Raw genomic sequence first — 13,618 nt, forward strand, 5'->3', positions numbered from 1 at the left:
GCCGGCCGCCGGGTGGTGCCGTGCCGTGCCGTCCTTCAGGGTGGAACCTGACGTCGGGTGAGGGTCAAGCGGGCAGGGGCACCGCGGCCGGTGACGGCCAGTCGACCCCGCCCGGTGCACGGCCCGGCGACCCCGCCCCGTCAGCCGTCGGGATAGCGCTCCTGGAGCACCGAGTTCACCAGCGCCCGGACGTCCTCCCGGTCCAGCCCCTCCGTATGGGCCCGGCCCATCCAGGCGCGGAGCTCCTCGCGCAGCCGGGCGTCCGCCGCGGAGGTGGGGCGGGCGAGCGTACGGCTGACGAAGGTGCCGAGGCCGGGGCGTGGTTCGACCAGGCCCTCCCGCTCCAGTTCGCGGTAGGCCTTCAGGGTCGTATTGGGGTTGACCTTGGTCGTCGCGGCGACCTGGGCGGCGGTCGGCAGGCGGTCACCCTCCACCAGGGTGCCCAACCGCAGTGCCTGCTGGACCTGTTGGACGATCTGGAGGTAGGTGGCGACACCGCTGCGGCGGTCGATTCGGAATTCGACGACGCTCACCACCTCTCTGCTTCTTCCGCGGCTGCCGCGCTGCCCGACCGCTTGATGATCGGACTGCCCGTGCCGGGTGTCAAAGCGCCGCCCGGTGCAGGTCGGGTGCGCGCGGTCCCGGTGGGCCGCCGTCCGCTCCGGCCGCCGCGCGCCCGCCCGTTCAAAGCGGCCGCCGGTGCGCCCGCCACACCACGCACGCGAGCACGAGGACGGTCAGCGCCAGCAGGATCCCCGCGCCCAGCCACTGCATCCCGGCCATCTGCCCGTAGTCGACGTACTGGGTCACGCGGTTGACGATGCCCAGCTTGGCCCGGCAGGCGCCGGTGTCGCCGGTGGTGCAGGTGCCGTAGCCGTAGAGCCTGCCGCCCGCGGTGGACACCCAGTCGTCCATCCGTACGGCGCCGGGCGGCAGATCGGGGCCGTTGCCGTCGTACGGGTAGCTGACGCCGCGGAGGGAGCCCAGCCGGTCGCGCAGCTGCTCGGACCAGAGCACGGAGGTGACCAGGGCGAGGACGAAGGTGCCGGCCATGGCCGGCACCGCCCGCTTGACCAGCATGCCGAGGGCGATGCCGCAGACGGTCAGGAACAACGTCCGGGCGACCGGGATCGGGCCGGTGCTCTCGAAGATCCCGCTGGTCAGCCAGTCGCCGTCCATGACGAGGAGGCGCGCCGGTGTCCACAGCCAGGTGAAGACGGCCGACAGCAGGGCGGTGCACAGCACCGCGACGGCCAGCGGCAGGCCGAGGGTGGCGGCGATCCAGCGGCCGCGGCTCACCGACTGGGTCCCGATCAGCTTGACGGTGCCGTGCTCCTGCTCGGCGGCGATCAGCGGGGCGCCGAGGAAGACGCCGAGCAGGACGGGCAGGGACGTCATCAGCTGGGTGCCGCTGCGGAACAGCCCGCCGTAGGCGTTCGAGAAGTCGGTGCCCAGGGTCCCGTGGACGGCGGGGCCGGCTCCGTGGGTGTGCAGAAAGTCCGTCAGGCCGGCGCGCTCGTAGGCGAAGGCCGCGCAGCCCACGGCGGTGGTCAGCAGGAGGATGCGCAGGACGGTGCGGTGCCGGCGCCAGACCAGCCAGGGCAGACCGTGCAGCAGGGTGCGGCGGGCGGTGGGGCCGTCGGGGGCGCTGCCGGCAGGCGCTGTGGCCGCAGCCCGGGGGCCGGCGGAGCTCGTGCGCGTCATGCCGCGGCCTTCCCGGGGCCGTCGAGGCGGGCCTCGTCCGCGATCAGGCCGGGTGCGTCGGGCGAGCGCAGATAGCCGAGCAGGACCTCCTCCATGCTCGGCGCCAGCGTCTCCCAACCGTCCGGCACCGGTCCGCCGGGCCGGATCAGGGCGCTGAACTGCCGCCCGGTGATCCGGGCCTCGATCACGGTGTGCCGGCGCCGCAGCTCCTCGGGCACCCCGTCGTCGCCCTCGGCCACGCCCGTCACCAGCAGATGCGCCGGTATGAGCTCCTCGGTCTGGCCGGCCATCCGCAGCCGGCCCTCGGCGAGGACGAGGAGGTAGTCACACATGACCTCCATCTCGGAGAGCATGTGGGACGACATCAGCACCGTCGTGCCGTGCTCGGCGGCCTCGGCCATCAGCAGCCCCGACAGCTCGTGCCGGGCGAGCGGGTCCAGGTCGGACATCGGCTCGTCGAGCAGCAGCAGCTCGGGCCGCTTGCCGAAGGCGAGGGCGAAGGCCACACGGGTGCGCTGACCGCCCGAGAGGGTGCCGATCCGGGCGGTGAACGGTACGTTCCCGGACCGGACGATCCGCTCGGCCAGCGCCTGGTCCCAGCGCGGGTTCAGCTCACGGCCGAGCCGCAGGGTCTCGGCCACGGTGAAGCGGGGGTAGAGGGGCTTGTCCTGGGCGAGGAAGGCGATGCGTTCCAGGACGGCGGGGTCGGAGACCGGGACGCCGAACAGCTTCAGCGTGCCGGTGGTCGGCTGCACCAGCCGGGTCGCGGTGCCCAGGAAGGTGCTCTTGCCCGCGCCGTTGGGGCCGACGAGGGCGCAGATGTGGCCGGCGGGGAGCCGGAAGGAGCAGTCCCGCAGGGCCCAGCCGCCGCGGTACTTCTTCCCCAGTCCTTCGGCCTCGATGGCCCACGGGCTCGGGTCGCTCACCGGATCCCCCCTTTAGCTAGTTCATTAGTGGAATGAGTATGGGGAGCGGCCCGGATGCCTGTCAACAAGAGAGCCTGTCAGTGCAGGGAGGCCTGGCAGCAAGGGAGGCCTGTCAGTGCAGGGCGGGGCGGCGCCGGTGCGGCCGAGCGGCCCGGGGGCCGGCGCCGGCCGCCCAGGTGCCCGTCAGGCGGGCTCCACCAGCGATTTCGCCATGCACCGGCTGTCCTCGTGACACCGGTACAGCCCGAACTTCTCGACCATCACATAGCCGCTGGAGGCGTACAGCTCCAGCGCCTCGGGCTGCTTGGTGCCGGTCTCCAGCACCATGCGGGAGCGTCCCGCGGCCCGCGCGTCCGCTTCCAGGGCGGCCAGGATCCGCCGGGCCAGCCCCCGCCCGCGCGCTTCCGGGAGCACGAACATCCGCTTGATCTCGGCGTCGCCGACCGAGTACCCCTCGGCCGCGTCCTCCTGCCGCCGCCATCCGCCGGTGGCCAGCGGGCGGGTGCCGGCGTACGCGATCAGGTACGCGCCGTGCGGCGGGGTGAACATCTCCGGGGTGAGCGGGGTGGTGTCGCCGTCGTCGCCGTAGCGCCGGGCGTACTCCTGCTGCACCAGCGCGTCGAGGGCGACCGCGTCGGGGTGGTCATAGCGGGACGGGCGTATCTCCATTCCAGAAATCGTACGGGCGAGCGGGTGCGCGGCGCGATGAGGTGCCGGGGATGGGTATCGTGCCCGGATGCTCACCGTGACCTCTGTGAATGTGAACGGGCTGCGCGCCGCCGCCAGGAAGGGCTTCGTCCCGTGGCTGGCGGAGACCGCGGCCGATGTGCTGTGCCTGCAGGAGGTACGGGCCGAGACCGCGCAGCTCCCGGACGAGGTGCGCGAGCCCGCGGGCTGGCACACCGTGCACGCCCCGGCGGCCGCCAAGGGCCGGGCCGGCGTCTCGCTCTTCACCCGGCGCACGCCGGAGCGGGTCCAGGTGGGCTTCGGGTCGACGGAGTTCGACGGCAGCGGGCGCTACGTCGAGGCGGATCTGCCCGGCGTGACGGTCGCCAGCCTCTATCTGCCCTCCGGTGAGGTCGGCACCGAGCGGCAGGACGAGAAGGAACGCTTCCTGGCGGAGTTCCTGCCCTACCTCGTCGACCTGCGCAAGCGCTCCGCCGCGGACGGCCGCGAGGTGGTGGTCTGCGGCGACTGGAACATCGCCCACCAGGAGGCCGACCTGAAGAACTGGAAGGCCAACCAGAAGAAGTCCGGCTTCCTCCCGGAGGAGCGTGCCTGGCTGACCGAGGTCCTCGACGAGAACCACGGCGGCTATGTGGACGTCGTCCGCACCCTGCACCCGGACACCGTGGGCCCGTACTCGTGGTGGTCCTACCGGGGCCGGGCCTTCGACAACGACGCGGGCTGGCGCATCGACTACGCCATGGCCACCCCCGGCCTCGCCGCGCGGGCGGTCAAGGCGTACGTGGAGCGCGCGGCCAGCCATGACGAGCGGTGGTCCGACCATGCGCCGGTAACGGTCGTCTTTGAGCGATAGGCCGCCGGCTCCCCCTACGAGCGCCGCCGGAAGACCTTCTCCACCGTGCTGCACATGCGGGCCAGGACCCGGTACGCATCGGCCCGTTGGTGGGCGTTGGTGCTGAGGCAGGCGACCAGTACCGCGGTCAGGAGGGGAAGCAGGATGGCGGCTACGACCACCATGGTGTAGGTCGGCATGGCGACACGATAGACGACGAATGGCACCCAGTGCCAGATGCTTGGCACTGAGTGCCATGTGAACTTTTCAAGGCCCGTCCACCCGCCAAGTATCGCTCAGGCGGGGGGCGTTGTGGACCCCTGCTCGCGCAGCCACTGCGCCACCTCCGCGCGGACCCGGCGGTCCATGGCCATGGAGAGTTCGGCCTCGACCACGCCCTTGGACAGTGGGCGGAGTTTTTCGATGGTTCCGGCGATGAGATCGACCTCGTCGGGGCACGGGTGCTCGCCCGCGCGGGCCCGTGCCAGGACGTCGGAGAGGACGTGGGTGCGGATGAGGGTGGTGAAGATGTCGGCGAGGGCGTCGGCGTGTGCCCGCACCTGGCGGCCGGCTTCGAGGACGGCGGCCAGCGGGATGCCCCGGTCGACGAGTTCGGTGGAGGCGTCCAGCAGGCGGCGGCTGATGTGCACGAACTCGTCGCCGTCGACGGCGAGATAGCCGATGTCCAGGGACGCGCTGAGGTTCTCGGCGGTGATGTCCCCGCTGAAGTGGTCGGCGAGCTCCGTGGGGGTCAGGCGGACCGGTGTCTCCTCGGACCAGGGCGGCACGAGGGGGTTCTCCAGGCCGAGGAGTTCGCCCACGTCGCGGCCGGCCTCGAAGGCCGAGAAGAGCTCCGCGATGCCGCCGAGGGTGTGGCCGCGCTCCAGGAGGGCGCCGATGGTGCGCAGCCGGGCGAGATGGTGCTCGTTGTACCAGGCGATCCGGCCCTCGCGGCGGGGCGCCGGCAGCAGCTTGCGCTCGCGGTAGAAGCGCAGCGTACGGACCGTGATGCCGGCCTCCCTGGCCAGGTCGGCCATGCGGAATTCGCGCGCCGGGGGGTCCGCGGGCCCGGAGTGCTCGTCCTGGGTGTGCTCGTTCGCTGCCACGGGTTCAGCCTATGCCGGGGGGAGGGCGCCGGGCCGGGGTCCCGGACCGCGGGTGCGGCCGGCGGCAACTTCCTGCCGCCCGACCCCTACCGCTCGGTACGCGGCTGCCTTACGCTCCCATTGTGCCAGTGAATGCTGGCATGGTTTTCGGGGGTGGCTGTGACGCCGGATGTCACGGCACCGAAGATGGCACGGAAGAACGTCGGACTCGGGAGGCGGCGGGATGGCCGAGCGCGAGCGCAGGCATGTGCGGGTTGCGGTGATCGGATCGGGCTTCGGTGGTCTGGGGGCGGCCGTCCGGCTGCGGCGCCAGGGCATCACCGACTTCGTGGTCCTGGAGCGGGCCGGGGCGGTGGGGGGCACCTGGCGGGACAACAGCTATCCGGGGTGTGCGTGCGACGTGCCCTCGCACCTGTACTCGTTCTCCTTCGCGCCGCACCCCGAGTGGCCGCGGAACTTCTCCGGGCAGCCGCACATCCGCGCGTACCTGGAGCGGGTCACCGACACCTTCGGGCTGCGTCCGCACCTCCGGTTCCATTCGGAGGTGCAGAGCCTGCGGTGGGACGGCGCGGAGCTGCACTGGGAGATCGAGACGGCGAGCGGGCCGCTGACCGCGGATGTCGTGGTGTCGGCGACCGGGCCGCTGTCGGATCCCAAGCTCCCCGGCATCCCGGGACTGGACACCTTCCCCGGCGCGGTCTGGCACTCCGCGCGCTGGGACCACGACTACGCGCTGCGCGGCAAGCGTCTCGCGGTGGTCGGCACCGGCGCCTCGGCCATCCAGATCGTGCCGGCCGTCCAGCCGGAGGTGGCGCGCCTGACCCTCTTCCAGCGCACCCCGCCCTGGGTGCTGCCGCGCGCCGACCGCAAGATCAGCGCGGCCGAGAAATGGCTGCACACCAAGCTCCCGGCGACCCGGGCCGCGCGCCGCCAACTGCTGTGGAGCATCCGGGAGTTGCAGGTCAGCGCGTTCACCAAGCGCCCCGATGAGCTGGGCCTGCTGGAGTTGCTGGCGCGGAACCACATGAAGAAGGCGATCAAGGACCCGGCGCTGCGAGCCGCGCTGACCCCCGACTACCGCATCGGCTGCAAGCGGATCCTGCTCTCCAACACGTACTACCCGGCCCTGGCGCAGCCGAATGTGGAACTGGTGGCTGCCGGGCTGAAGGAGGTGCGCGGCAGCACCCTCGTGGGGGCCGACGGGAGCGAAACGGAGGCCGATGCGATCGTTTTCGGCACCGGGTTCCAGGTGACGGACATGCCGATCGCGCGGCGCGTCACCGGCGCCCACGGCACGACGCTGGCCGAGGAGTGGAAGGACGGCATGGAGTCGCTGCGCGGCACCAGCGCGGCCGGCTTCCCCAACTTCCTGACGATCATCGGACCCAACACCGGCCTCGGGAACAGCTCGATGATCCTGATGATCGAGGCGCAGCTGAACTACCTGGCCGACTACCTGCGCCAACTGGACGTCCTCGGCGGGAAGATCGCGCTGAGCGCCCGGCCGTCCGCCGTACAGGAGTGGAACCGTACGATCCAGCGCCGGATGGAGCGCACGGTGTGGAACACCGGCGGCTGCGACAGCTGGTATCTGGACGCGAACGGCCGCAACACCACCGTCTGGCCGGGAACGACCGGGGAGTTCCGGAAGGCCACCCAGCGGGTCGACCTCGCGGAGTACGAGGTGCTGCGGCCGGCCCGCACCCCCGCGGACCGGACTCCCGGCACGGCCGCGGAGGTGGCCGCATGAACCGCCGGCCCGCACACGTCACCAGCGGCCCGTACGCCCCGCCGGTGCCGCGCTCCACGCTGACCGTCACCTCTGCCGACGGCGCCCGGCTGTACGCCGAGGTCCACGGCCCCCAGGACGCCCCGGCCGTGGTCCTGGCACACGGCTGGACCTGCTCCACCGCCTTCTGGGCCCCGGTCGTCCGCGAGCTGGCCGCCGACCACCAGGTCGTCGTCTACGACCAGCGTGGCCACGGCCGCAGCCCCGCCGCCCCGCCGGCGGGCCACAGCACCGGCGCGCTCGCCGACGATCTGGTCGCCGTCCTGGAGGCGGCCCTGCGGCCGGGCGAACGGGCCGTGCTGGGCGGCCACTCCATGGGCGGGATGACGATCATGGCCGCGGCCGGGCGGCCGCAGCTGCACGAGCGGGCCGCGGCCGCGCTGCTGTGCAGCACCGGCAGCGCCGATCTCGCCGCCGAGGCGCGGGTGTTCGCGCTGCGCAGCCCGCAGGGACGCCGCCGTGCGCACCGCCTGCTGCTGCGCTCGCGCGCCCCGCTCGGCCCGGTCTCGCCGCTCACCCGGCGCGCCCTGAAGTACGCCACCATGGGCCCCGGCGCCACCGCCGAGCAGGTGGCGGCCTGCGCGCGCATCGTGCACGGCTGCCCGGCCGGCGTACGGGCCCGGTGGGGCGCGGTGCTGGCCGGGCTCGAACTCACCGGCGGCGCCGGCCGGCTGGAGCTGCCCACCGAGGTCCTCGCGGGCAGTGCCGACCGGCTCACCCCGCCGGTGCACGCCCGCCGGCTGGCGTCCGTCCTCCCCGACTTCCGCGGTCTGACCGAACTCCCGGGGCTGGGACACATGACGCCGATCGAGGACCCGGGCGCGGTCGCGGAACGGCTGCGCGCCCTCGTCCGCGACCATCTGCACCCGACCGGCACCGAGGCCACCGGTGCCGAGGCCACCGACACCGCGCCCGAGGGCGGGCGGCAGACGAAGGAGAGCACGGCATGAGCGCACGCAGGAGCCTGGCGGGCCAGGTCGTCGTCGTCACGGGTGCGGCACGCGGGGTCGGTGCGCTGCTGGCCCGCAAGCTGTCGGCGCGCGGTGCGACGCTGGCGCTGGTCGGGCTGGAGCCGGACGAGCTGCGCGGCGTCGCGGCCGCACTCCACGGCCCGGCGCATCACTGGCATGCCGATGTCACCGACCACGAGGCGATGGACCGGGTGGCGGCCGAGGTCAAGGAGCGCTTCGGGAAGGTCGATGTGGTCGTCGCCAATGCCGGGGTGGCGACCGGCGGCCCGTTCGCGGACTCCGACCCGGCCGCCTGGAAGCGGGTCATCGAGGTCAACCTCATAGGCGGCGCGGTCACCGGCCGCGCCTTCCTGCCCGTACTCACCGAGTCCCGCGGCTACTTCCTGCAGATCGCCTCGCTGGCCGCGATCACCCCGGCGCCGATGATGACCGCGTACTGCGCGTCCAAGTCGGGCGTCGAGGCGTTCGCGCACAGCCTGCGCGCCGAGGTCGGACACCGCGGCGTACGGGTCGGCGTCGGCTATCTGAGCTGGACCGACACCGACATGGTGCGCGGCGCGGACGAGAACGACGTGATGCGCGAGCTGCGTTCCCGGCTGCCCTGGCCGTCGAACAAGACCTATCCGCTGGGCCCGGCCGTCGACCGGATCGTCGCGGGCATCGAGCGCCGCTCCGCCCATGTCTACGGGCAGTGGTGGCTGCGCGGGATGCAGTCGGTCCGCGGGTATCTGCCCTCGCTCATCGGGACGGTGGGCGGGCGGGAGGTGCGGCGGTTCGGCGCGCGGCTGGACGGGATGCGGGTCGGGCTGATGGGCGCCGGCGGGGAGGCGGACGAGAAGGCGCGGGCCGGCCGGTGAGCGGGCGTACGCCCGGCCCGTGAGCGGCCGGGCGTCACGGAGAGTGTTCGATCGTGATCGAAATGCGAGCAATGTCCGGGCGTGTCACGCTGAATCGGGGTTATCACCCCCCTACACCCCACTAGGAGTGAACAGCATGGGCATCAAGGACCAGTTCCAGGACAAGGCCAACGAGCGCAAGGACCAGGCGCGCCACGCCATGGGCGACTCTCGCGAGCAGGGTCACGAGCGCGGCCAGCGCAAGGACCAGGAGCGCGAGCGCGGCGGTCAGCGTCAGGACCAGGAGCGCGGCCAGCGTCAGGGCCAGCCGCGGGAGCGCGGCCAGCAGGGCCGTCAGCCCGCCCAGGACTCGATGGACGCGGCCGAGGGCCGCTACCAGAGCTGAGTTCGGCACGTCCTGAACACCACGCGGGGCGACGTACGCGCCATGCGTGAGGGGTGCACCCGGTCGACCGGGTGCGCCCCACCGGTGTGTTGCTCCGGTTCAGGCCCCGGCCGCCTCCTCCGCCTCCGCCTCGTCCGCGCCGCGCGCCGGCAGCGCGGGGCGCCGCAGGTCCGGGACGTCCGACAGGTCAGGAGGCGTCGCCGCCGGGTGCCGCTCCAGCAACTCCAGTGCGGTGCGCACCGCGACGCCCAGGGTCGGATGCCGGCCCTCGGCCCAGTGCAGCGGTGACCGCAGTGCCTCGATGTCGACCTCGACGCCGTGGTTCTCCACACCCCAGCCGTAGAGCCGGAACCACGCGGCGTTCATCGGGACGGTGATGGTGGTGCCGTCGCCGAGGAGGTGCCGGCCGGTCATTCCGACCACGCCGCCCCAGGTGCGCATGCCCACCACCGGGCCGATGCCCTGGAGCTTGAAGGCCGCGGTGATCATGTCGCCGTCGGACGAGGTCATCTCGTCGGCGACCGCCACGACCGGGCCGCGCGGGGCGTTGCTGGTGTACGAGACGGGCTCGGCGTCGCGGGTCAGGTCCCAGCCCATGATGGTGCGGGTCAGCTTCTCGATGACCAGCTCGGAGATGTTGCCGCCCGCGTTGCCCCGGACGTCCACGATCAGTGCGGGCAGCGAGACCTCCTTGCGCAGATCGCGGTTGAACTGCGCCCAGCCGGAGCCGCCCATGTCGGGGATGTGCAGATAGCCGCACCGCCCGCCGCTCAACTCCCTTACCACCGCCCGGCGTTTGGCCACCCAGTCCTGGTAGCGCAGCGGCCGTTCGTCGACCAGCGGGACCACCGCGACCCGGCGGGCCGGCCCCTCGCCCTCGGGCGCGGAAAAGGCGAGCTCCACCGTGGTGCCGCCGGCCGCGGCCAGCAGCGGGGCCGGCCCGGCCACCGGATCCACCCGGCGGCCGTCGACATGGGTCAGCGCCGCGCCCTCGCGGATGCCCGTACCGGCCAGCGGGGAGCGGGCCTTGGAGTCCGAGGACTCGCCGGGCAGGATCCGCTGCACCACCCAACGGCCGTCCCGGCAGACGAAGTTGGCGCCGAGCAGGCCCATGGCGCGCTGGTAGTGCGGCGGCCCCTCGTTGCGCCGGGCGCCGGTGACGTACGCATGCGAGGTGCCCAGCTCGCCCAGCACCTCCCGCAGCAGATCGGCGAACTCGTCGGGGCTGGCGACCCGTTCGAGCAGCGGCCGGTACTGCGCGAGCACCCCGTCCCAGTCGATGCCGCACATCCCCGGGTCCCAGAAGTACGCCCGGACGATCCGGCCCGCCTCCTCGTAGGCCTGGCGCCACTCGGCCGCCGGATCGACGTCGTGCAGGATGCGCCGCAGGTCCAGAAAGACCGTGGAATCGCTGTCCGGCGGCTCGGTCGCGGGCACCGCACGCAGCTCGCCCTCGTCGTTGACGACCAGCCGGGAGCCGTCGCCGCTGAGCGCGAACCCGTCCAGGGAGCTGGTGAGTTCGGTGCGCCGGGCCTTGGTCAGATCGAAGTGTTCGAGGGTGGGCCGGCCCGAGGTGTCGGCGGGGTTGGCGAAGGTCTCGCCCAGCGCGCCGGAGATCGGCCAGCGCAGCCAGACCAGTCCGCCGCCGCTGACCGGCTCCAGGGAGGAGTACTTGGACGCCGCCACCGGGAACGGGGTGACCCGGTTCTCCAGCCCCTCCACCTCCACCAGCACGGGCCCCTCACCGGGCGTCGGCGGATTCTCGTCCGGGTCCAGGCCGCCGGCCGCGGGCCGCCCCTCCGGGGACAGCGCGAAGGGGGAGGGGGTCGCCGAGGAGAGCGGGACGAGATAGGGGCGGCAGCCCAGCGGGAACGAGAGGTCGCCGGTGTGCACGTCATAGACCGGGTCGAAGCCGCGCCAGGACAGGAACGCCAGATAGCGGCCGTCGCGGGTGAACACCGGCTGCTCGTCCTCGAAGCGGCCGTTGGTGACGTCCACGATGTGCCCGTCGGACAGCCGGGCCATCCGGATCTGCCGCAGCGTACGGCCGATGCCGGGGTGCGACCAGGTCAGCCAGCGCGAGTCGGGGGAGAACGCCAGGTCGCGGACCGGGCCGTTGGCGGAGCGGACCAGCTCGGTGACCGTGCCGTCGGCGGGCTCCTCGCCGGTGCCGCCCTCCTCCTCCGGGCGGGCCACCTCCACCAGCAGCAGCCGGCCGTCGTTGGCGGCCACCGCGAGGCGGTCACCGTCGGGCGAGGCGGTCATCTCGTGGACCCGGCCCAGTTCGCCGGCGGCCAGCCGCCGGGGCTCGCCCGGTTCGCTGGCCCGCGGCAGATCGGTGATCTCGATCGCGTCCGCGCCCTCGGCATCGGTGAGGTAGGCGATCCGGCCGGTGGAGCCCAGCATGGCGGGCAGCCGGACCCGTACGCCGGGGGTGTCGTGGATGGTCCGGGCCGGGCCGTCGCGGTGGGTGAGCCAGTACAGGCTGCCGCGGATGCCGACCGCGCTGGCCCGCCCGGTGGTGTCCACCGCGAGCCCGGTCACGTGCGAGGCGGCCGGGACCTGGTACACGCGCCGGCCGGCCCGCGGACCGCCCAGACGCACGGCCAGCTTGCGCGGCACGGCGTCCGGGCTCAGATCGTCGATCAGCCAGAGGTCGCCGGCGCACTGGTAGACGATGCGCGAGCCGTCGGTCGAGGCGTGCCGGGCGTAGAAGTCGGCGTGGTCGGTGTGCCGGCGCAGATCGGTGCTGTCGGGCAGGCAGGAGTAGACGTTGGCGATGCCCTCGTGGTCGGAGAGGAACGCGATCCGGCCGCCGACGAACATCACCGAGTCGAGATGCCCGTGCAGATCCGGCATCAGCCGGGTGCCGTGCAGCCACATCCGCCCCGTCGCACCGCCCCGGTAGCGCTTCCAGGAGGCGGGCTCGTGCGGCGGTTTGCCGGTGAGCAGCAGGGTGCGGCGCTCGCCGTCGACATCGGTGACCGCGATGTCGGAGACCGGCCCCCAGGGCAGCTTGCCGCCGGTGCCGCCGTCGGCCGGCAGGCTGTAGGCCCACGAGTAGTACGAGAACGGCTGGCCGTGCGAGGAGACCGCGAGGACATGGGCGTTGCCCTCGTGGTCGGGCGGTGTCCAGCCGCAGACCCGGGCATCCGTGCTGCCCCAGTACGTCAGCCGGCGGGCCGGGCCGCCCTCGACCGGCGCGAGATGGACCTCCGGGTCGAGGCTGCGCCAGGACGTGAAGGCGATGTGCTGCCCGTCGGGGGAGAAGCGGGGGTGGCCGACGCGGGTGCGGTCCACGGTCAGCCGCCAGGCGCGGTCGGCCTCCCGGCCCTCCGGGGCGAGCGGGGCGACCCACAGATCGTCCTCGGCGGCGAAGCAGAGGAGATCGCCGTGCAGATGCGGAAAGCGCAGATACGAGCCGGCGGGCGGGCCCGGGGTGGCGGGCATGCGGCGCAGCCGTCCGCGAGGCTTGGCGGGGTTCGGCTCCGGGCGCGGCCCGACGGCCTCGGGTGCATCGCTCATGCCGAAACCTCGCTTCGCTCGGCCCCGCATTCGCGAGGCGCGCACCTCTTCATGGTTCGCTCGCTGCCCTCGCTCACGCCCCCATCGTTTCGAGACGGGGGAGCCGCGGCAAGTCGATCGGGTGACGCAGACCACTTTCGAAACGGTTCCGTTTCGCTGAACCTGTGGCTACAGTCGAAGTGTACGAAACAGTTTCGTTCGTCATCGACGGGGCGACGGCGCTGATACGGTCCGGACGGAGGTGTGTGCCATGGGACGCAGCCGGCTGACTCCCGAGCGGGAGGCCGAGCTCTACGACGCCGTACTCGACCTGCTGCGCGAGGTCGGTTACGACGCCCTGACCATGGACGCCGTCGCCGCCCGTACCCGCTCCAGCAAGGCCACCCTCTACCGCCAGTGGCAGGGCAAGCCGGAGCTGGTGGCCAGGGCGCTGCGGCACTGCAAACCGGTCAGCACCGGCGATGTCGACACCGGCACGCTGCGCGGCGACTTCGCCGAACTGGTGCGCCGCGCCGATGAACACGGACAGGTCGAGAAGGACGCCGCGCTGATGCGCGGTCTGGGGATGGCCATCCACGGCAACCCCGATCTCCATCAGGCCCTGCGTGACGTGCTCCTCGACCCTGAGGTGACCGGACTGACGGCGATGCTGCAACGCGCCATCGACCGTGGCGAGATCGCGGCCGACTGCCCCGCGCTGCCGTTCGCCCCGCACATGATCGTCGGTGCGCTCATCGCCTGTCAGCTCATGGAGGGCCGCCCCGCCGACGGCGCGTTCCTGTCCGCCTATCTCGACGCCGTGGTCTTCCCCGCCCTCGGCGTCTGACCCACCCACC

Annotated in this window: 13 protein-coding genes; 6 read left to right on the forward strand and 7 right to left on the reverse strand. The window is 72.9% G+C overall.

What is annotated here, in order from left to right:
• Positions 1 to 140: 140 nt before the first annotated feature.
• The 4 genes from EST54_RS16030 to EST54_RS16045 all read right to left on the reverse strand — a co-directional run bounded on the left by EST54_RS16030 (position 141) and on the right by EST54_RS16045 (position 3,299).
• Positions 141 to 536 carry a GntR family transcriptional regulator gene (locus tag EST54_RS16030; RefSeq protein WP_129248305.1) on the reverse strand — a complete coding sequence of 132 codons (396 nt, stop codon included), beginning with the start codon at positions 534 to 536 and terminating at the stop codon, positions 141 to 143.
• Positions 537 to 684: 148 nt separating this feature from the next.
• Positions 685 to 1,704 (reverse strand): ABC transporter permease subunit, encoded by a 1,020-nt coding sequence (locus tag EST54_RS16035; protein WP_129248306.1) that lies wholly within the window; start codon positions 1,702 to 1,704, stop codon positions 685 to 687.
• Positions 1,701 to 2,630 (reverse strand): ABC transporter ATP-binding protein, encoded by a 930-nt coding sequence (locus tag EST54_RS16040; protein WP_129248307.1) that lies wholly within the window; start codon positions 2,628 to 2,630, stop codon positions 1,701 to 1,703. The genes EST54_RS16035 and EST54_RS16040 overlap by 4 nt, the downstream gene beginning before the upstream one ends.
• A gap of 183 nt (positions 2,631 to 2,813) precedes the next feature.
• Positions 2,814 to 3,299: a GNAT family N-acetyltransferase gene (locus EST54_RS16045; RefSeq protein ID WP_129248308.1), complete on the reverse strand. Its 486-nt coding sequence runs from the start codon at positions 3,297 to 3,299 to the stop codon at positions 2,814 to 2,816.
• A 67-nt stretch (positions 3,300 to 3,366) separates the two neighbouring features.
• Here EST54_RS16045 and EST54_RS16050 point away from each other — a divergent pair, with 67 nt between their 5' ends.
• Positions 3,367 to 4,170, forward strand: a complete 804-nt coding sequence (locus EST54_RS16050) for an exodeoxyribonuclease III (RefSeq protein WP_129248309.1) — start codon at positions 3,367 to 3,369, stop codon at positions 4,168 to 4,170.
• Positions 4,171 to 4,184: 14 nt separating this feature from the next.
• Here the strand turns inward: EST54_RS16050 and EST54_RS34065 are convergent, their stop codons facing one another.
• Positions 4,185 to 4,349 (reverse strand): hypothetical protein, encoded by a 165-nt coding sequence (locus EST54_RS34065; protein WP_154074019.1) that lies wholly within the window; start codon positions 4,347 to 4,349, stop codon positions 4,185 to 4,187.
• A gap of 96 nt (positions 4,350 to 4,445) precedes the next feature.
• The gene (locus EST54_RS16055) at positions 4,446 to 5,255 is read right to left on the reverse strand and encodes a MerR family transcriptional regulator (RefSeq protein WP_244942533.1); all 810 of its coding nucleotides are present in this window, start codon (positions 5,253 to 5,255) and stop codon (positions 4,446 to 4,448) included.
• A 223-nt stretch (positions 5,256 to 5,478) separates the two neighbouring features.
• Here EST54_RS16055 and EST54_RS16060 point away from each other — a divergent pair, with 223 nt between their 5' ends.
• The 4 genes from EST54_RS16060 to EST54_RS16075 all read left to right on the forward strand — a co-directional run bounded on the left by EST54_RS16060 (position 5,479) and on the right by EST54_RS16075 (position 9,257).
• Complete coding sequence (locus EST54_RS16060) at positions 5,479 to 7,005, forward strand: flavin-containing monooxygenase (protein ID WP_129248310.1); 1,527 nt, start codon at positions 5,479 to 5,481, stop codon at positions 7,003 to 7,005.
• Positions 7,002 to 7,994 (forward strand): alpha/beta fold hydrolase, encoded by a 993-nt coding sequence (locus EST54_RS16065; protein WP_129248311.1) that lies wholly within the window; start codon positions 7,002 to 7,004, stop codon positions 7,992 to 7,994. The genes EST54_RS16060 and EST54_RS16065 overlap by 4 nt, the downstream gene beginning before the upstream one ends.
• On the forward strand, positions 7,991 to 8,872 hold the full coding sequence (locus EST54_RS16070; RefSeq protein ID WP_129248312.1) for an SDR family oxidoreductase: 882 nt from the start codon (positions 7,991 to 7,993) through the stop codon (positions 8,870 to 8,872). The genes EST54_RS16065 and EST54_RS16070 overlap by 4 nt, the downstream gene beginning before the upstream one ends.
• A 136-nt stretch (positions 8,873 to 9,008) precedes the next feature.
• The gene (locus EST54_RS16075; protein ID WP_129248313.1) at positions 9,009 to 9,257 is read left to right on the forward strand and encodes a hypothetical protein; all 249 of its coding nucleotides are present in this window, start codon (positions 9,009 to 9,011) and stop codon (positions 9,255 to 9,257) included.
• A gap of 99 nt (positions 9,258 to 9,356) precedes the next feature.
• On the opposite strand, the gene EST54_RS16080 is transcribed toward EST54_RS16075, so the two are convergent.
• A complete protein-coding gene (locus tag EST54_RS16080; RefSeq protein WP_129248319.1) occupies positions 9,357 to 12,707 on the reverse strand; it encodes a S41 family peptidase in 3,351 nt (1,116 codons plus the stop codon).
• A 325-nt stretch (positions 12,708 to 13,032) separates the two neighbouring features.
• Between EST54_RS16080 and EST54_RS16085 the strand changes: the two genes are divergently transcribed.
• Entirely contained in the window at positions 13,033 to 13,608 is a 576-nt protein-coding gene (locus tag EST54_RS16085; protein ID WP_129248314.1) for a TetR/AcrR family transcriptional regulator, read from the forward strand.
• The last annotated feature ends 10 nt before the right edge of the window (positions 13,609 to 13,618 follow it).

The sequence above is a fragment of the Streptomyces sioyaensis genome (assembly GCF_004122735.1).
GTDB classification, from domain to species: domain Bacteria; phylum Actinomycetota; class Actinomycetes; order Streptomycetales; family Streptomycetaceae; genus Streptomyces; species Streptomyces sioyaensis.